The sequence below is a fragment of the Clostridium sp. SY8519 genome, assembly GCF_000270305.1.
GTDB lineage: Bacteria > Bacillota > Clostridia > Lachnospirales > Lachnospiraceae > SY8519.
On sequence record NC_015737.1, the window covers coordinates 1,539,141 to 1,556,884 of the forward strand.

The 17,744-nt window shown below is 47.2% G+C and carries 15 protein-coding genes; 14 read left to right on the forward strand and 1 reads right to left on the reverse strand.

Annotated features, from left to right (window positions below; translation table 11 throughout):
- Positions 1 to 103 precede the first annotated feature (103 nt).
- From CXIVA_RS07270 to CXIVA_RS07335, 14 genes are all read left to right on the forward strand, one after another.
- Positions 104 to 715 (forward strand): helix-turn-helix domain-containing protein, encoded by a 612-nt coding sequence (locus CXIVA_RS07270; protein ID WP_013977360.1) that lies wholly within the window; start codon positions 104 to 106, stop codon positions 713 to 715.
- Positions 716 to 1,021: 306 nt separating this feature from the next.
- A complete protein-coding gene (locus CXIVA_RS07275; protein WP_013977361.1) occupies positions 1,022 to 2,095 on the forward strand; it encodes a helix-turn-helix transcriptional regulator in 1,074 nt (357 codons plus the stop codon).
- Positions 2,096 to 2,357: 262 nt separating this feature from the next.
- Positions 2,358 to 3,299: a glycyl-radical enzyme activating protein gene (locus CXIVA_RS07280; RefSeq protein WP_013977362.1), complete on the forward strand. Its 942-nt coding sequence runs from the start codon at positions 2,358 to 2,360 to the stop codon at positions 3,297 to 3,299.
- 177 nt (positions 3,300 to 3,476) lie between these two features.
- Positions 3,477 to 4,130 carry a hypothetical protein gene (locus CXIVA_RS07285; protein ID WP_013977363.1) on the forward strand — a complete coding sequence of 218 codons (654 nt, stop codon included), beginning with the start codon at positions 3,477 to 3,479 and terminating at the stop codon, positions 4,128 to 4,130.
- 133 nt (positions 4,131 to 4,263) lie between these two features.
- Positions 4,264 to 6,729 (forward strand): pyruvate formate lyase family protein, encoded by a 2,466-nt coding sequence (locus CXIVA_RS13405; RefSeq protein ID WP_013977364.1) that lies wholly within the window; start codon positions 4,264 to 4,266, stop codon positions 6,727 to 6,729.
- A gap of 17 nt (positions 6,730 to 6,746) precedes the next feature.
- Complete coding sequence (locus tag CXIVA_RS07295) at positions 6,747 to 7,952, forward strand: acetyl-CoA C-acyltransferase (RefSeq protein WP_013977365.1); 1,206 nt, start codon at positions 6,747 to 6,749, stop codon at positions 7,950 to 7,952.
- A 390-nt stretch (positions 7,953 to 8,342) separates the two neighbouring features.
- Positions 8,343 to 9,101, forward strand: coding sequence for a dihydroorotate dehydrogenase electron transfer subunit (locus CXIVA_RS07300; RefSeq protein ID WP_013977366.1), 759 nt, complete (start codon positions 8,343 to 8,345; stop codon positions 9,099 to 9,101).
- Entirely contained in the window at positions 9,094 to 10,041 is a 948-nt protein-coding gene (locus CXIVA_RS07305; RefSeq protein WP_013977367.1) for a dihydroorotate dehydrogenase, read from the forward strand. Before CXIVA_RS07300 ends, CXIVA_RS07305 begins: the two co-directional genes overlap by 8 nt.
- 13 nt (positions 10,042 to 10,054) lie before the next feature.
- Positions 10,055 to 10,897: a fumarate hydratase gene (locus CXIVA_RS07310; protein WP_013977368.1), complete on the forward strand. Its 843-nt coding sequence runs from the start codon at positions 10,055 to 10,057 to the stop codon at positions 10,895 to 10,897.
- 19 nt (positions 10,898 to 10,916) lie between these two features.
- The gene (locus CXIVA_RS07315) at positions 10,917 to 11,465 is read left to right on the forward strand and encodes a Fe-S-containing hydro-lyase (protein WP_013977369.1); all 549 of its coding nucleotides are present in this window, start codon (positions 10,917 to 10,919) and stop codon (positions 11,463 to 11,465) included.
- Between the two features lie 222 nt (positions 11,466 to 11,687).
- Positions 11,688 to 12,902, forward strand: coding sequence for an Nramp family divalent metal transporter (locus CXIVA_RS07320; RefSeq protein ID WP_013977370.1), 1,215 nt, complete (start codon positions 11,688 to 11,690; stop codon positions 12,900 to 12,902).
- Between the two features lie 48 nt (positions 12,903 to 12,950).
- Positions 12,951 to 14,324 (forward strand): dihydroorotase family protein, encoded by a 1,374-nt coding sequence (locus CXIVA_RS07325; protein ID WP_013977371.1) that lies wholly within the window; start codon positions 12,951 to 12,953, stop codon positions 14,322 to 14,324.
- 14 nt (positions 14,325 to 14,338) lie between these two features.
- Positions 14,339 to 15,661, forward strand: a complete 1,323-nt coding sequence (locus CXIVA_RS07330; RefSeq protein WP_013977372.1) for an adenylosuccinate lyase family protein — start codon at positions 14,339 to 14,341, stop codon at positions 15,659 to 15,661.
- Positions 15,658 to 16,839, forward strand: a complete 1,182-nt coding sequence (locus tag CXIVA_RS07335) for a malic enzyme-like NAD(P)-binding protein (RefSeq protein WP_013977373.1) — start codon at positions 15,658 to 15,660, stop codon at positions 16,837 to 16,839. The genes CXIVA_RS07330 and CXIVA_RS07335 overlap by 4 nt, the downstream gene beginning before the upstream one ends.
- Before the next feature lie 112 nt (positions 16,840 to 16,951).
- Here CXIVA_RS07335 and CXIVA_RS07340 read toward each other — a convergent pair whose 3' ends face one another.
- Complete coding sequence (locus tag CXIVA_RS07340; protein ID WP_013977374.1) at positions 16,952 to 17,635, reverse strand: GntR family transcriptional regulator; 684 nt, start codon at positions 17,633 to 17,635, stop codon at positions 16,952 to 16,954.
- Positions 17,636 to 17,744 lie beyond the last annotated feature (109 nt).

The window sequence follows — 17,744 nt, forward strand, 5'->3', positions numbered from 1 at the left end:
GACAAAAGAGCAGATTTGTAAGGAAAATCACAGACTCAACCAGCGGTTCGTGTCCTTTTCGGCTGACGTTTGTTAGAATCAAGGCAGAAAGGAGATTCCTACTATGATGAATCAGGAAAAAATCGGCAGATTTATTGCCGCATGCAGAAAAGATCTTGGCCTGACACAGGCGGCGCTTGCGGAGAAGCTGGGGATCACTGACCGGGCTGTGTCAAAATGGGAAACCGGAAAGAACCTGCCGGACACCGCGCTGATGCTGGAACTCTGCGATCTGCTGCAGATCAATGTCAATGAGCTCCTGACCGGAGAACGTCTGGTTTCTGAGGATTATCAGAAAAAGGCAGAAGAGAATCTGTTCCGGCTGCTGCAGCAGGAAAGACAGAACAATCAGAAGCTGCTGTCTTTGGAGACGGTAATCGGTTATGTATCCAGTGTGTCATTCTTGGTGCTTATTTTCTCGGCAAGTTTTGCAGTTACGCAGATGCAGTGGAGAATTCTCATGATTGCCGCAGGGGCGGTGATTTTTGCGGTCGGGCTGTATCATTCGCTGAAGCTGGAGCAGGGGGCGGGGTATTATGAATGCCCGAACTGTCACAAGCGGTATGTGCCCACGATGCGGGCAGTGTTTCTGGCGCCCCATATCGGGAGAAGCAGGAGAATGCGGTGCCCGTACTGCGGGCGGAAAGGGTATCACAGGAAGATGCTGACGAGGTGAGGGGAACTTGCCGCGTTTTAAACCATTTGCAGTCAGCAGCTGTAAAATAAAAATTGAATAATAAAAGCAGATATTGGATCCGGGGAGTAAGCCCTCGGATCTTTTTTACATAAATGAAAATTAGAGGTTGACATCAAAAATAAGTGATATATGATAGAAAAAGATAAAAAATAGAGCATATTGCTGAAACTAAAGACGATTTTTTGCGATTATCTATTACTTTTGACCATAAAATCACAGGAATTATGGGCAGCAGATGATCTGAGGCAAGTGGAGCGAGGAGGACAGGAGAGGAGAGGTCAGAAAATGCATGATAAACTGGGATTTATGAATGATATGATCACTCAGAAGGCGATTATATCAGAGATTTTCAGCAAGTCACTGTTGGATTCTCTGGAAAAACATTTCAGTCTGGATCATACGATGATCGTCTGTTACGATGAGCACCAGCGTTTTTTATCCTGGACAGACCGCAGTAAGTTAATGCTCAACAGCAAAACGCACCCTTACCACGAGTTTTCCAAACGAGATATTTTTACTCAAACGATTAACCAAGAGTCCAAGATGGAAAAATTATTTTATGATAATGTCACGCCAAAGATCTACCGGTCCAGTGTGATTATCCCGGAACATCAGTATGAACAGTCGGCGTATGTTCAGTTCCTGCAGAAACAGTTTGGGATGAAATACTCACTGGTTATGCCCTTTGGACCAAATGGATGCGTCCATATCAGTTCGTTTAAAAAAGATGAGGATTTCACAGAGGCAGAAATCAAAAAATATGAAGACATCTATCAATGCGTTGCGTTATCCTACAAAGATTTTAAAGTATTTGAAAAGGCAAGGATCATATCTTCGATTCAGGATGAAATAATCATGAGCGGCGAGAAGGCATATTTTATCACGGATTCCGGCAAACGGATCCTGGCGATGAACTGTCTGGCAAAGGCTTACCTGAAAGAACTTCTTGGGGAATCTGCCGTGCAGGATGAAGGAAAGAGTCCTTGTACGTGGCTGCCGTTTCTGCTGGAAGGGCATCATGACGAATGTATGGTTTCCACGAAAATCATTGCGCCGTTTTTATTTAAAATCTACTCGTTTCATCAGTCGTATTCCCATGGAATAGTAGAGCGTTATCACTGGATTGTCTTGGACAGACTGCAGGCTGACACGAAGATACAGCGGCAGACAGATCCGGATGTACTGACACCGGCGGAAAGAAAGGTTGCAGATCTCCTGACACAGGGGTATACCTATCGAGCCATTGCCGAAAAATTATTTGTCAGCTATCACACGGTAAAAAATCAGGTAGCGAATATCTATTCCAAATATGGTGTGAACAGCAGATATCTGTTCACTGCTTGTTATAAAAAAGAATAAAGCTGAAATCCGTCGGCTTTCGGAAGAGTCGGATTTTTGTACAGAAGCTTGTGAAATCATCGGCCGTGATTGTGCGGTTCCCCGCAGCAGAGGGAATCGTGCAGTCACGGCTTTTTTGCGAAATTTTTCATATAGGGAATATTACCTATAAAAAAAATAGGAATCTTTTGCGTTGTTGGAATAAAATGCTGGAAATATAATATATTCAAACAAAAGGAAAGAAAAAATGAAAGGTTTGGATAATATAGCGGGGGGTTAATGTATGGGAAAAGAGTGGAAGGGGACGGTATTTGATATTCAGCGGTATTCAATTCATGACGGAGAAGGAATTCGCACCCTGGTATTTATGAAAGGGTGCCCGCTTCGCTGCCGCTGGTGCTCGAATCCGGAAGGATTAGAAGAAGGCAGAAATCTGCTGTATCACACACGGCTGTGCTACGGCTGCGGGCGCTGTGCGGCGGTCTGTAAGGCAGGGGCGATTCAGATAGAAGAAGGCCAGATCGTGTGGAACCGGGAACTTTGTACAGAATGTATGAGATGTGCGGAAGCCTGCAGTATCGTACATGCGCGCCAGGTCTGCGGGAGGGTGTATACGGAAGATGAGCTTCTGGATACAATCGCGGAGGACAGCGTGTATTATTACCGGTCAAACGGCGGGGTGACGTTTGGGGGCGGCGAACCTATGCTCCAGGCAGAATTTGTGAGCCATATGATGGAACGGTGTCACGAGGAGCTTGGCATCAATACGGCGGTGGAAACATCATCCTGTGCGCCGGAGGAAAAAGCGGAACTGATTTACCGGGCGGCAGATTACATTTTTACAGATGTCAAGCATATGGACGCGGACAGGCACAAGGAGTTAACCGGGGTTGGTAATGCGCAGATTCTTAAGAATATCCGACGGGCTGCCGAGATACTGGATGAGAAGCGGCAGACACTGGTGCTTCGGATCCCGGTGATCCCCGGACTGAATGATACGGAAGAGAATATCCGGGAAACGGCAGATTTTGCGAAACACATTGGTAATGTGACCCGGATCGAACTGCTCCCGTATCACAATCTGGGTGAATCCAAATATCAGAAGCTGAGACGGACGGGGGATTATCCGCTGCATCAGCTGAAACCGCCCGCGGAGGAGCACATGGAGCAGCTGCGCCTGATTGCGGAAGCGCAGGGGATTATGGCTAAGACCGGCAGCCTGTAAGGCAGACGGCCGAGCGCAGACAGCCGGAGAGAACACCGGATGGATGCATAGAAAGCAGAAAATGATTTAGACAGAAAGAGGAAAGGAGGAGAACGGAACAAAAGGAGGAGATTCTATTAACCGGATGACCGGAAGAACCGGTCGTCTCAGAGAAGGTAAAAGAAAAGAAGGGTTGACATGAATAAGAGAGGATTATTGAACTGGGCGCTCTGGATTGGGGTTATATCCGGAATTTACTGTGCGGTCTATGCGTTAACACTGCTGCCGTTTACCAGCAATCATCTGCTTGCCGGATGTAATGTTATGTGCGCGACGTTTACGGCGCTTCCGATTTATTTTAACGGCGGGGCCAAACGGGAAGAATTTTTCAAGTACTGCGGAAGCTACTGGGTTGGAATCGCTTGGGCGATCCTTTATCTGTTTATCATTGACCGTCTGACAGCGGCAGGGGTTCCGGTATGGCTGAATTTCGGACTGGTTGTCGGAATCGTATGTACGGTGGAATGCGGACTTCATTTTATTCTTCCGGAAAAGCTGCCGTTTAATGTAATACCGGCACACTTCGGCGCCATTTCCAGTTCTTTCTGGTGCGCGGCGCTTACGATTCTTGCAACCGGTGAAGCCGGACGGACATCCATTGGCGGATGCTACAACCTGAAGGCATTTCCGATTCTTGGTGTTACACTCTGCACAGGCGCGCTGCTTGGACTGGTCTGCAATGAAGGCCTGCATCTGATTGATCCGAATACAGGCAGATGGAGATGGCCGGTCAGTAAGAAAAAGGTAACTGTGGATCAGATGCAGGTGGATCTTATGGACGAGGCGGAGTGATTCCGCACGTGAATTGCATATGGAGCAGAAATAAAACCGGGATAGGAGATCAAACCGGAACAGGGGGGTCAAACCGGAACAGGAGATCAAACCGGAACAGGAGATGAAAGCAGAACAACAGGAGGAGAAACAAATGGGAGCAGAAACAAACAAGAGCGTATTGTATGGTATGGAGAGCGGAACCGGCTGTACGGAGCGTGTGCGGAGACTGAACGCGCAGCTGCGGAAGAAAAAACCTGGGGTGGATCTTCACAGAGCAAGAGTTTTTACGAAGATTTATAAAGAACATGAGGCAATGGATCCGATTTCCAAGAAAGCGCTGGCGCTGAGTGAAACACTGGAAACGATTGAGCCGAAATACAGTGACGGTGAGCTGATTGTCGGCCTGTCCTGCGCGAAGGAAAAATCCCATCCGCTTCATCCGGAAGTGGAAAGCAACTGGATTATGGAGGAAGGCGGAGCAGCGGCGTTGGCGACCCGCGAATACTGCCCGTATCAGATTTCCGCGGAGGAACAGAAAGAGTTTGAGGAAGAGATTTATCCCTACTGGGCGGATAAAACCATCACGGCAAAATGGCGTGCGTCTTGCCCGGAAGATATCCGAAAGGCGATCAGCGGGACAGGATTCGGGGAACCGTCGTTTATGCTTTCCGTCTACGGCAGTCATATGACGCCGGACTGGCCGGAGATTCTTACGAAGGGAACCAATTATTACGTCGATTACGCACAGAAAAAGCTGGAAGAACTGGATCCGAATGATATGACAAATATGAAGCGGATTATTTTCTACAAGAGCGTAGTTCAGGTGTTCCGGTCGGTGGAGAAGTTTGCGCACAACTGGGCAGATTATCTGCGCGGCCTCGCGGAAAAGGAAACGGATGCGGCGAAAAAAGAAGAGCTGGAGAAAATCGCCGAAATATGCGACCGGGTTCCCATGGAACCGGCCAGATCCTTCCATGAGGCGCTGCAGGCGATCTGGTTTATCTTCTGCGTGGTAACGAATGACGGAACCGGCCCGCTGATTTACTTCGGACGTCCGGATCAGTATCTCTGGGATCTGTACAGACATGATATCGATCATGGAATCCTGACACAGGATGAAGCAAAGGAACTGCTGGAATGTCTGTTTATCAAGAGCAACAATACGCTGTTCTTTATTGATATCGAAACAGCACATTTCTTCGCGGGAAATTCTGTGTTCCAGAATCTTATGGTAGGCGGAACCGATCACATGGGAAATGACGCGTCGAATGAACTTTCGTATCTGATTATTGATGCCTTTATCGAACTGCGGGTGGTTCAGCCGGCCATGGTAGTCCGCATGGATGACAATACACCGGAAAAATTCCGGAATAAAGTACTGGAACTGGTAAAGACCGGAATGGGATATCCCTCGATTTACAACGATAAAGTTTCAAGGCAGACCATGCTGCGTTCAGGATTTAATTATGACGATGCCAATGATTATTTCTGCGGCGGCTGCATGGAAATCCAGAAGCCTGCCTACTGGTGGTGGGGCCCCGGACAGATGATTAATATGGGCATGGGCGTAGATCTTGCGCTGCATAACGGAGTCAAACAGAAGACAGCCGGAAACATGCAGGGAGAGCAGATCGGCATCGCCACAGGGGATCCGAGGACCTTTGAAACTTTTGAAGCCTTTGAAAACGCGGTAAAGGCGCAGGTGAAATGTCAGCTGGATTATGACTATATTTCCGCGCAGCACATTGTTAATGCATACCAGGATTATCCGCTGATTATCAATTCTGTGGTACATCATTCCGGACTGGAACGGGGGCTTCCGTTCCACAGCGGCGGCTGCTATGGCAGCGCGTGCCCGGGATACGTAATCCATGGCATTCCGGATGTGGGGAACAGTCTGGCCGCAGTCAAAAAGCTGGTATATGACGACAAGGTGATTACCATGGATCAGCTGATTCAGGCCGTGGACGCGGACTTTGCAGGTTATGACGATATCTATCAGATGTGCATGGCCGCACCGAAATTCGGAAATGATGACGATTATGTGGATATGATTGAACAGGAATTCTTCGCATGGTTTGCAGATGAAGTAAAATCCCAGCCGGGGATCCTTTCATTCTACGATCCGGATCAGGAAACAGCAAGAATCCGTCATCAGCGCGGCGCGGCTTTGGTTCCGCTGTCCGGAGCGATTCCGCAGGGCGCAACAGTGGGCGCACTTCCAAGCGGAAGAAAATCCGGGGAACCTCTGGGCGATTCGGTGGCAGCATATCCGGGAACAGATACCAACGGACCGACCGCTGCGCTGAAATCGGTTGGAAAAATCGATTTTGCCAGAATGCATGGTGAAATTACGAATATCTACATTAATCGCGAGGTGATGGATACGGCAGCAGGACGGACAAGGGTCAACAACCTGATCCGCGCGGCATTTGACAACGGCGTGGCCCAGCTGCAATTTAATGTGATGGATAAAGAAGTATACAAGGATGCGCAGAAGCATCCGGAAAAATATCCGTCCCTTCTTGTGCGCGTTACCGGCTACAGTGCGTACTTTGTAGATCTTGACCGGGAACTTCAGGATTATATTCTGGTTCGCACACAGCATGCGTGTTAATAGATGAGGGAAAGAAAATGGAGACAAAAGAAGTAGTGATTGTAAGCGCGTGCCGTACACCGATTGGAAAATTTATGGGACAGTTCAAAGATGTATCTGCCCGTGATCTGGCGGTGACGGTCGGAAGAGAAGCCATCCGGAGGGCTGGTATTGAGCCTGCGATGATCGAAGACGTAGCCATGGGAGAACTCTATACGGCAATGCAGGGCTCCCTGCCGGCAAAACAGGTGAGCTATCGGATCGGCTGCCCGGCCAGTTCCAATGCCGTCAGCGTCAATCAGAACTGCGCGTCCGGCATGCGCGCGCTGGAAGTAATCTGTAATGACATTCAGCTGGGAAAAGCGGAAATCGGCCTGGCAATCGGAACAGAGAACATGACCAATGCGCCCTACCTGCTGCCGAAAGGGAGAGGCGGCTACCGGATGGGCGCCGGTCAGATTGAGGATTCGATGCTTCATGACGGCCTGGTGGATGAACTGTCCGGCGGACATATGGGACTGACAGCCGAAAATGTGGCAGAACGTTACGGAATTACCAGGGAAGAATGTGATGAGCTGGCTGTGCGCAGCCATAAGAACGCATGTCGGGCCATTGATGAAGGAAGGTTTCAGGCGGAGATTGTTCCGGTTACCGTGAAAACCAAAAAAGGTGAAACAGTAATTGATACGGACGAACATCCGATCCGGAACTGCTCCATGGAGTCACTTTCCAGACTGCGTCCGGTATTTAAAAAAGACGGTGTGGTCACAGCGGCGAATGCTTCCGGAATTAACGACGCGGCAGCGGCCGTAGTGGTAATGAGCAAAGAGAAGGCAGAAGAACTCCATATCACGCCGCTGGTAAAGATGATTCACATATGTGGCGAAGGTGTAGAACCGGAAGTGATGGGGCTTGGACCGGCAGTGGCGATTCCGAAATGTTTAAAAGCAGCTGGAATGAAATACGAGGACGTGGATTACTGGGAAATCAATGAGGCGTTTGCGCCGCAGTTCATTGGAGTCGGACGCATGCTGAAGGAAGAGCATGACATTGAAATGAATATGGATCGGACAAATGTGAACGGTTCGGGAATTTCGTTGGGACATCCGGTGGGATGCACCGCACTGCGGATTATCGTTTCCATGATCTATGAAATGAAGCGGAGCAATTATAAAACAGGAGGCGCGTCACTGTGTGTCGGCGGCGGTCCGGCGATGGCGTCCCTGTGGACGACAGAGATTTAATGACGGGCAGCAGAACAGACCGCTCATGCACAGACGGATAAAAAGGGAATAGGTGTGTAAAGCGCTCACAAGAGAGAAGCAGGGGGCGAGGTATTATGAATGTCCGTATTGCGGGCGGAAAGAGTATCACAGAAAGATGCTGACGAGATGAGGAGAGGGAGCGCTTGCTGTCAGATCATTTGAACCATTTGCAGTCAGCAGTTGTAAAATAAAAATTGAATAATAAAAGAAGATATTGGATCCGGGGAGTAAGTCCGCGGATCCTTTTGTATATTGCGGTATACAGAAAAATTCAGATATATATAAGCAAAAAGCGTAATATTTGTTGAATGACAGATGCTTAGGTTTTTATAATTTATATAATTCAAGAAAAGTGCAGGGAGGAATTATATGTTTGCAGAACTTCTGGATGTGCGTCAGATTACAGAGCGAGATACTGTATATATATTTCAGGGGAGTGAAATTGCCAGGAAAGCAAAAGCAGGGCAGTTTGTTGAGGTCCATGTAAATCCGGGATTGGAACCATTTCTCAGGCGGCCCATCAGCATCTATGATATTGATGGGGAAAGATTCAGTCTCCTGGTACGTACGGTAGGGAGAGGAACAAAAGAAATGACCTGCTGGGAAAAAGGAATGAGAATCGATATCCTTGGACCGCTGGGCAATGGATTTCATCGGATGCTTTCAGATAGAAAAGTGCTTTTGGTTGGAGGCGGGATCGGAGCAGCTCCTTTATATGAACTTGGAAAACAGCTGATAAAAGCCGGTACCAGAGTGGAATTCCTGTTTTCGCCGAAGAGAGACGCAAGGGTTATGGATGCGTTTCAGGGATTGGGTTCTGATATGGAAGTGTATTTCAGCGAAAACAGAACGGAACTGCCAGTGCTGCTTGCACAGCTGTTATCCGGCAGCCATTGCCCGGATCGGGTATATGCATGCGGTCCAAATGCAATGATGCATACGGTAGTTAAAAAATGTGAAGAAGCGGGTATTCCGATTGAAGTGTCGATGGAGGCAATCATGGGATGCGGTATGGGAATTTGTTCCGGCTGTGTCATCAAGATAAAGGATGGAGATGATTTTTCCTATAAAAAAGTATGTCAGGAGGGACCGGTTTTTGATGGGAAAGAGGTGATTTTTGATGTGTGAAAAAAACAGGCTTGCGGTACAGATGGGCAGGATCAGACTTCAGAATCCGATTTTGTGTTCTTCCGGTTGCCTCGGGCATGCGTATGAGGTAGCGGAGTATACGGACCTGTCGAAAATTGGTGCAGTGACGGTTAAGACTGTGACCCTGCAGGAAAGGAAGGGAAATCCGACACCAAGAATTCATGAAATTCGAGCCGGAATCATGTCTTCCATTGGATTACAGAATCCTGGAATTGAAGCATATATTCAAAAAGAGATTCCAAAAATACAGGATGTGCTTCGGCCGGATCAGTTTTTTATTAGTATTGCAGGCGGTGGGCAGTCAGACTATAGGGAGCTTGTGGACCGTCTGTCGTCAGAGTATCCGGCCGGAACGTTTGCGGCGCTGGAAATCAATACGGCATGTCCGAATGTGGAAAAAGGAGCAGGGACAATTGCTCTGGACAGGCACCTGCTGTATGACATAGTGAAGTATGCGGTTGAAAAGGCTCCGTTCCCTGTAGTAGCAAAAATCAGTACAGATTTTGACGCATTCTGCGAATCCGCAAAAGCCGTGGAAGCGGCAGGGGCCGATGCTATATATACAACGAATACACCGCTGGGCATGGCAATTGATGTTCAAACAGGAAGGTCCTGCCTGGGAAGGCTGAAAGCCCCATTGAACGGACCGGTAGTAAAACCGATCGGTATCGGTAAGACCTGGGATTTGTATCATGCGGTTAAGCTGCCGATTATTGCAAGCGGAGGAGTCTGCTGTATGGAAGATGCCCTGGAGTATATGATGGCAGGCGCATCCGCGGTAGCAATTGGAACTTATAACTATATTGATCCGGATATCGCACCGAAAATAATCCGTCAGTTAGAAGAATATGCAGAACAAAAGGGATTGTCCGGGATTTCTGAACTGACCGGCTATACAGCGAGAATTTATGAAGGATGATGAAAGGAAGCAAATGAGAGAGATCAGTACAAAAGATCTGACTGCAGCAGTCAGAGAAATGTGTATGACGGCGAATCATGTCCTGTCAGATGATATGAAAAGCGCCCTAAATCAGGCGGCGGATACAGAGGCTTTCCCCCTGGGGCGGAAAATTTTAAACCAGCTGCAGGAAAACTTGAAAATCGCGGAAGAGGACCGGATCCCCATCTGCCAGGATACCGGCATGGCCGTTTTCTTCTTCGAAATCGGCCAGGAGGTACACTTTACCGGCGGGGACTTTACGGAAGCAGTCAATGAAGGGGTGCGCCGGGGATATCTCGACGGATACCTCCGGAAATCCGTGGTCAGGGATCCCCTGATCCGTGAAAACACCGGAGATAATACACCGGCAGTGATCCACACGGAGCTGGTTCCCGGCGACCGGGTGAAAATCACCTTTGCGCCGAAAGGCTTCGGCAGTGAAAACATGAGCCGTATCTTCATGCTGAAACCGGCGGACGGGATCGAGGGCGTCAAAGATGCCATCCTGACTGCGGTAGCAGACGCGGGTCCCAACGCCTGCCCGCCGATGGTGGTAGGGGTAGGTATCGGCGGAACGTTTGAAAAATGCGCCCTTCTGGCGAAAAAGGCCCTGACCCGGCCGTCAGGCTTCCATTCCGAAATTCCCTATGTCCGGGACCTGGAAGAAGAAATGCTGACAAAAATCAACGGTCTGGGCATCGGCCCCGGAGGGCTGGGTGGAACAAACACCGCCCTGGCCGTTCATATCAATACATTCCCGACACATATCGCGGGTCTGCCGGTGGCAGTAAATATCTGTTGCCATGTCAACCGCCACATCGTTCAGGTGCTGTAGGAAGAGGGGGAAACAGAGCATGGACAAACATATTCACACACCGATTACAAAAGCCGCTGCCGCCGGTCTGCATGCCGGTGACTATGTCTATCTCAGCGGTACGCTTTACGTAGCCAGGGACGCGGCCCACAAACGGATGACAGAAGCCCTGGACCGGGGCGAATTCCTGCCCATCGACCTGAAAGACGCGGCAATCTATTATATGGGTCCTTCCCCTGCCCGGGAAGGGCGTCCCATCGGATCCGCAGGGCCCACCACCGCCACCCGGATGGACCGCTACGCGCCCCGTCTGCTGGATCTGGGCCTTACAGCCATGATCGGAAAAGGGAAACGCAGCCAGGAAGTGATTGACGCCATTGTACGCAATGGAGCGGTGTATTTTGCGGCAGTCGGCGGCGCGGGCGCCCTGCTTTCCAAATGTATCAAAGAAGCGGAAATCCTGGATTATGAAGATCTTGGTGCGGAAGCGCTGCGCCGGATCAAGGTGGAAGATCTTCCGGTTATCGTCGTAATTGATTCCGAAGGCAATAATCTCTACGAAACGGCAGTAGAAGAATATCAGAAATAAGGGATTATGATATCCGAACCGGGCAATTGCTGGAGAATAACAGGGAAACAACCTGTTATTCTCTAGCAATTTTTTTGCCAGTTTGTACAGTATATCGAAAAATACAGAAGTATATCCGGTCAAACAATTGTATAAATAAGAACACGTTGAATGGCAGAGATAGCGAACGATATACTTGTTTCAGGAGAAAAAACAGACTTTTAAGATAATGGAGGGAGAATTATGAGTGAGTCAAAAATGAAATATGCTATCTCAAGAATGGGACCCGGTTTTATTGTAGCCGCTACAACAATCGGTGCCGGTTCGATTGTATCTTTTACAAATGCAGGGGCAAATTTCGGATTTAATTTAACTTGGTGGTTGATTGTGTTAGCAGTGGCGCAATATGCATTTAACTACGGGATGAAGAAATATACGATAGTCACTGGCATGACTGTGCAGGAAGGAATTTTGAAACATTATGGAAAAGGCTGGTCTGCTGTTGTAGGATTTGCAGCATTTGTGGGGCAGGTTATATATGGGATCGGTAATTTCATCGCGGTTGGACTAGGATTTAAAATGCTGTTCCCTATGCTTCCATTGCCTGTTGGTGGACTGATTGGATTGATTGCGTGTATCGCAATGTATGTTATGAAAGACATCTATAAAAAGGTTGAGCATGTAACTAAGATCTGTTCCATCGTAATGATAATAATTTTTGTCATTTCACTGATTGTCACTGCAGCAACCCGTGGATCCGAGAATGTTGTAAGTATGAGCCCTGTAGGAATGCCGGCAGGAAGCTTCCTGGTTATGCTCGCATTAATGGGAACTACATGCAATCTTTCGACACAGGCCTGGGCATGTAATCTGGTAAAACAAAAAGGTTATTCTGTCGAAGATATCAAGAAGGGCGGTTTACGGATCGATACGATTTGTCAGATTGTTGTAGTAATTGGAGTTTCGGCCTGCTGTTTGTTTATCGGAGCTGTTTTACTTGGAGGTACACCAATCACTAACGGAGGGGAACTGGTAGGTGCGTTAATCGGTTTGCTTGGTGTATGGATTCGCCCGGTATTTGGTATTGGCTTCCTGGCAGCTGCATGGTCTTCGCAGATTATGGCACCGCAGCTTGGAGTAGACCTGGTCTTTGATGGTTTGGGCGCAAAAAGAGACAAGAGAAAAATGGAGATTATTATTAATGTGATTCTTTTGATTTTTGCGGCGGTAATTGCGATTACTGCCGGCGGTATTCCGGCTCAGCTATTAACAGCTGCACAGGTTGGAGGAATAATTTGTACACCGCTTCTCGGAGTATTTGCGATTCTGTTAGTGAACAGAGAGGAAGAAATGGGTGAGTACAGAATTAAAGCGCCGTATACTGTGCTTCTGATTATCCTTTATATCATCCAGGTGGCAGTTATTATTAATAATCTGATCCGTTTGGTACATGCATGAAAGTAAATAAAAAATATGAAATTATAAGGAATATAAGGATGGAAAATAATGATGAAATTTGATTTAGTGATTAAAAATGGATTGGTGTGGCAGGAAGATAAAAATTTTTATCCGTTAACCGTATGTGTGAACGGAGAGAAGATTGCGGCGCTATTGGATCCGGGAACGGAAGTTGAGGCAGAACAGGTGATTGACGCTTCCGGAAAATATGTAATGCCGGGTTTTATTGATCCGCATTGTCACATGAGAGATCCCGGCTTAACACAGAAAGAGGATTATTACACGGGAACCATGGCAGCCGCTCATTCCGGAATTACCATGATTATGGCACAGCCGAATACCAAACCGGTGCCTTCCTCACTGGAGGCATATATGGAGCAGGTCAATGAGGCCAAGAAAAAAGCAGTGGTGGATTTTAATCCGATCGGGAGTCCTTTGGGTGATCGGGAGGAAGTGCATAAAATTGCGAAGGCCGGAGCACTTTGGTTTAAGATTTTTGAGAAAGTGGCTACGTATCCGTATAATACTACAGCAGGTACTCTTGATACGCACAGAATTTACGAAGCGTTTCAGGACTGTGAAAAAGAAGGTAAATACTGCTCGGTTCATCCGTTTGACAAACACTTTTTTGATGCAGCAGTGGCAAGGGTAAAAGCAGAAGGCAAGCCGCTTACTTTAGCGAATGTCCGTCATCAGTGGTACAGTGATGAAGAGATGACGGGAGCTGCATATCAGCTGGCTTATTTCGCGCGGAAGACTGGAATGAAATGGTACGCGATGCATTGCTGGATGCCCGGATATATTGACTTGGTAAGGATGCTGAAAAAACGCGGGGATATGACGATTGTATCTTCGTTTGAGTATATGCCGGCAATCGATGCGTCTGATGAAATCTGGGATAAAGAAGGACAGAAATTTATTTACATTAATCATGATGCGGCGCCGGATAAGGAAAAAATCTGGGAGGCTGTACAGGATGGAACATTGGATATGATTGGTTCAGATCATGCACCGTGTAAACCGAGTGAATACAACCCGGAGGATGCGCTGCACACCAGTGCAGGGTTTGCAATGCTGGATTATTTTGGTCATTTACTTCTGAATGAAGTAAACAGCGGGCATTTTTCCATGCAGAGACTGGTGGAAGTGACTTCTGAAAATTGTGCGAAAACTTTTGGTCTGTATCCGAGGAAGGGCTCTAATATTATCGGGTCTGACGCGGATTTTACAATTGCAGATATGAACTGCGAATGGGAAATTACAAAGGATGACATGGTATACACCAAAACGCAGACGGTTCCATATGTTGGAAAAAAACTGAAAGGAAAAGTGACTCAGACGATCGTTCGGGGACGTGTGGTTATGAACGACGGAATCGTAGACTGTGAACCGGGATACGGCAAATTCATTACCGTGGAATAGAACAGGACAGTGTGATGAAAAATACATTAACAGAAGTACAGCAGATATTATCTCGAAATGGAAAATTTACGCGTTGGCTGGCTGTGGAAAAAGCATTGGCAAATGCCCAGGGGAAACTGGGCATTATTCCTGCCAAAGCAGCAGAGCAAATTGATGCGAAAGCCAGTGTTGTGTGTCTTGCAATTGATCAATATGATGCGCTCTACCAAAAAACCGGACATCCGATGGTATCACTGCTGCGCTTATTGGAAGCAGCGGTGGGACCGGAGGCGGGGCAGTATATTCATCTGGGTGCCACAACACAGGATATTATAGATACAGCTACGGTATTAGCAATAAAGCGGACGATCGAACTGACGGAAGAAAAACTGGATCATATGGTTCAGGCAGCAGCCGGATTGGCAGAAAAATATGCCAGAACGCCTATGATAGGGCGAACGCACAATGTACAGGCATTGCCCATCACCTTTGGGTATAAGGCTGCGATCTGGGCAAGTGAACTGAATCGCTGTATGGAAAGAATCCATGAGAGCAGAGAGCGGATCCTTGTCATCCAGTTATCCGGAGCTGTAGGATCTATGGTTTCATTTGGAACGGACGGCCCAAAGATTCAGAAGCTTATGGCAGAAGAACTTGGTCTTGGAGAACCGGATATTTGTTGGCATGCATCCAGAGATCGATTTGCGGAATTTGCCGCAGATATGTCGTTGGTTGGAACGGCATTGGGCCGAATTGCCCAGGAAGTATATTTGCTGATGGGCACGGAGTATGGAGAACTGTCAGAATACTGGGGAGACGGGCGTGTAGGTTCCTCTACCATGCCGCATAAAGTAAATCCCACAAGTACCCAGCATATGATTGGACGCGGGACAGCACTGCGTTACCTGTCTGCACAGATACAGGAACTTGCGTTGGTGGATCATGAGAGAAATATGCAACACTCCATTGAAGAAGAAAGGGCACTGGAAGAAATATGCATGGCAGTCGCTGAACTTATGGACCGTGGCCAGCAGCTGTTGGAAACTCTGGTAGTGAATGAAGACAACATGCTCAGAAATCTGAAACTGCTGGGAGGGCTGACACAGTCGGAGCATATTATGCTGGAACTGGGAAAGACAATTGGAAAACAGAATGCCCATCGAGTTGTGACTAAGATCGCAGTGGACACATTTAAAAATCATTTGAATTTTGAGGAAGAATTAATAAAAAATCACCGGATTACTGAGGCACTGGGGGAAGATAAAATACATGATCTTCTGGATCCGATGAAATATATCGGACTGTGCCCACAGATGGCGATGGACATTGCAAAAAAGCTAAAGAGAAACCGAGAATGAATATGACGAATATAAATAAGCTTGCATTAGAAAAACATAAAGAATTGAAAGGGAAAATTGAAGTGGTTTCCCGCGCGCATCTGAATTCGCTGGAGGATCTGAGCATCCTTTATACTCCCGGTGTCGCAGAACCTTGCCGGGTGATTCAGCAGGATGTCAGCAAGAGTTATGAACTCACCAGACGCGGCAATATGATCGCTGTGATCACAGATGGAACGGCAGTGCTTGGCCTGGGTGATATCGGACCGGAGGCAGGTATGCCGGTTATGGAAGGAAAATGCCTGCTGTTTAAAGAATTAGGAAATGTAGATGCGTTCCCGCTCTGCATCCAGTCCAGAGATGTGGATGTTTTTGTAGAAACTGTTGTACAGATTGCCGGAAGTTTCGGAGGGATAAATTTGGAGGATATCGCTGCGCCGAGATGTTTCGAAATCGAGGAAAAGCTGAAGCAGCGTCTGGATATTCCGGTATTTCACGATGATCAGCATGGAACTGCGGTGGTTGTACTTGCAGGCCTGATCAATGCTATGAAAGTGACCAGAAAGAAAAAAGAGTCATGCAAAGTAGTTGTAAACGGTGCTGGAGCTGCCGGTACAGCGATTACAAAACTACTGTTGCGCTATGGATTTTCAAATATCCTTCTCTGTGATCGTTCCGGTATTATTGTGGAGGGAAGGCCCAATTTAAATAAGGCGAAAAAAGAAATTGCTGAGATAACAAACCGCAGCATGGAACAGGGCGAATTAAAAGATGCCTTGGTTGATGCAGATGTTTTTATCGGGGTTTCCGCACCGGGTATTATTACCCCGGAAATGGTCAGAACGATGCATAAAGATCCTATCATCTTTGCCATGGCAAATCCGATTCCGGAAATCATGCCGGATCTGGCAAAGGAAGCTGGAGCGGCAATTGTCGGCACAGGACGAAGTGATTTCCCGAATCAGGTTAATAATGTGATGGCATTTCCGGGAATCTTTAGGGGAGCACTGGACGTACGGGCATCAGAGATTAATGAAGAGATGAAGATGGCAGCGGCAATAGCAATTGCCGAGTCGATTCCGGATCAGGAATTATCGGCCAGTCGTGTACTGCCGGATGCATTGGATCAGAATGTGTTCCGTCAGGTATCTGAGGCAGTCGCACAGGCAGCAATAGATACAAAAGTAAACAGAATTTAAAATAAATAAACCAGGTGCCGGACATTTTCAGTGTATCATGTCCGGCACCTGGTTTTTATTGAGATGACCTGTTTGTCTGCGCTCCCGGATCATTTGTATACTGCAAATCGGTTCAATATTCATCCTGGAGATATGCAACAATCAGGGAATTCATATATTTTTTGCAAAGGGCATCATTATGCTCTTTATATTTTTTCAGTTCATCCCTGTTGTTGTCAATGATAGTTGCCAGCAGTTCCCGATGATTGTTTACATAGTTTTCTTCATAGTGAAATGGGAGAATATTGTTTGCGATGATTTTTTCTTTAAATTGCAGTCGTTCGGTAATATTGATGAGTTCCGTATTTCCGGTTGCTTTGATGAGCAGAGCATGGAATTCCGCATTGTTATCGTATTGTTTTTTAGGATCTGTTAACGTGGAGCCATATTTTAGATTGGCCTCTAGACGCATGAGTATGGGACGTGGAAGGTGACCTTGGAGAAATTCAATGGCGGCACTGCGCAGCCATTCTAATACCTCTAAGGTGTCGAGACACTCGTCCAACTGTAATTTTTTTATAATAGAGCCCTGCACATGGTCAGTGGTTACCAGACCTTCGTTTTCCAGTCGTTTAATAGTTTCGCGAACTGGAGTACGGCTGACCTGGAAGATTTCTGCCAGATCTTCTTCTTTCAAACGAAAACCGGGAATGAATACACCCTGTACCATAGCGTCCTTAAAAACATGGTACAGCATTTCACTTACCTGCATTTTATCAGTATATTTTTCTCTTATTTTCAGTAGACTATCACGCATAATTCTGCCTCCAGCAATGCATTTACAGTGCTATCAAAGAATTGACTGTTTCGATACTAAGTTTACCATAGGATGTACCCGTAAAGGAGATTTATTGCGGTGTTTTTCT

What these genes read in the sequence shown, in the direction of transcription:
- CXIVA_RS07270 (WP_013977360.1), top strand. Translation starts at nt 104, where the DNA reads ATGATGAATCAGGAAAAAATCGGCAGATTTATTGCCGCATGCAGAAAA.
- CXIVA_RS07275 (WP_013977361.1), top strand. Translation starts at nt 1,022, where the DNA reads ATGCATGATAAACTGGGATTTATGAATGATATGATCACTCAGAAGGCG.
- CXIVA_RS07280 (WP_013977362.1), top strand. Translation starts at nt 2,358, where the DNA reads ATGGGAAAAGAGTGGAAGGGGACGGTATTTGATATTCAGCGGTATTCA.
- CXIVA_RS07285 (WP_013977363.1), top strand. Translation starts at nt 3,477, where the DNA reads ATGAATAAGAGAGGATTATTGAACTGGGCGCTCTGGATTGGGGTTATA.
- CXIVA_RS13405 (WP_013977364.1), top strand. Translation starts at nt 4,264, where the DNA reads ATGGGAGCAGAAACAAACAAGAGCGTATTGTATGGTATGGAGAGCGGA.
- CXIVA_RS07295 (WP_013977365.1), top strand. Translation starts at nt 6,747, where the DNA reads ATGGAGACAAAAGAAGTAGTGATTGTAAGCGCGTGCCGTACACCGATT.
- CXIVA_RS07300 (WP_013977366.1), top strand. Translation starts at nt 8,343, where the DNA reads ATGTTTGCAGAACTTCTGGATGTGCGTCAGATTACAGAGCGAGATACT.
- CXIVA_RS07305 (WP_013977367.1), top strand. Translation starts at nt 9,094, where the DNA reads ATGTGTGAAAAAAACAGGCTTGCGGTACAGATGGGCAGGATCAGACTT.
- CXIVA_RS07310 (WP_013977368.1), top strand. Translation starts at nt 10,055, where the DNA reads ATGAGAGAGATCAGTACAAAAGATCTGACTGCAGCAGTCAGAGAAATG.
- CXIVA_RS07315 (WP_013977369.1), top strand. Translation starts at nt 10,917, where the DNA reads ATGGACAAACATATTCACACACCGATTACAAAAGCCGCTGCCGCCGGT.
- CXIVA_RS07320 (WP_013977370.1), top strand. Translation starts at nt 11,688, where the DNA reads ATGAGTGAGTCAAAAATGAAATATGCTATCTCAAGAATGGGACCCGGT.
- CXIVA_RS07325 (WP_013977371.1), top strand. Translation starts at nt 12,951, where the DNA reads ATGATGAAATTTGATTTAGTGATTAAAAATGGATTGGTGTGGCAGGAA.
- CXIVA_RS07330 (WP_013977372.1), top strand. Translation starts at nt 14,339, where the DNA reads ATGAAAAATACATTAACAGAAGTACAGCAGATATTATCTCGAAATGGA.
- CXIVA_RS07335 (WP_013977373.1), top strand. Translation starts at nt 15,658, where the DNA reads ATGAATATGACGAATATAAATAAGCTTGCATTAGAAAAACATAAAGAA.
- CXIVA_RS07340 (WP_013977374.1), bottom strand. Translation starts at nt 17,635, where the DNA reads ATGCGTGATAGTCTACTGAAAATAAGAGAAAAATATACTGATAAAATG.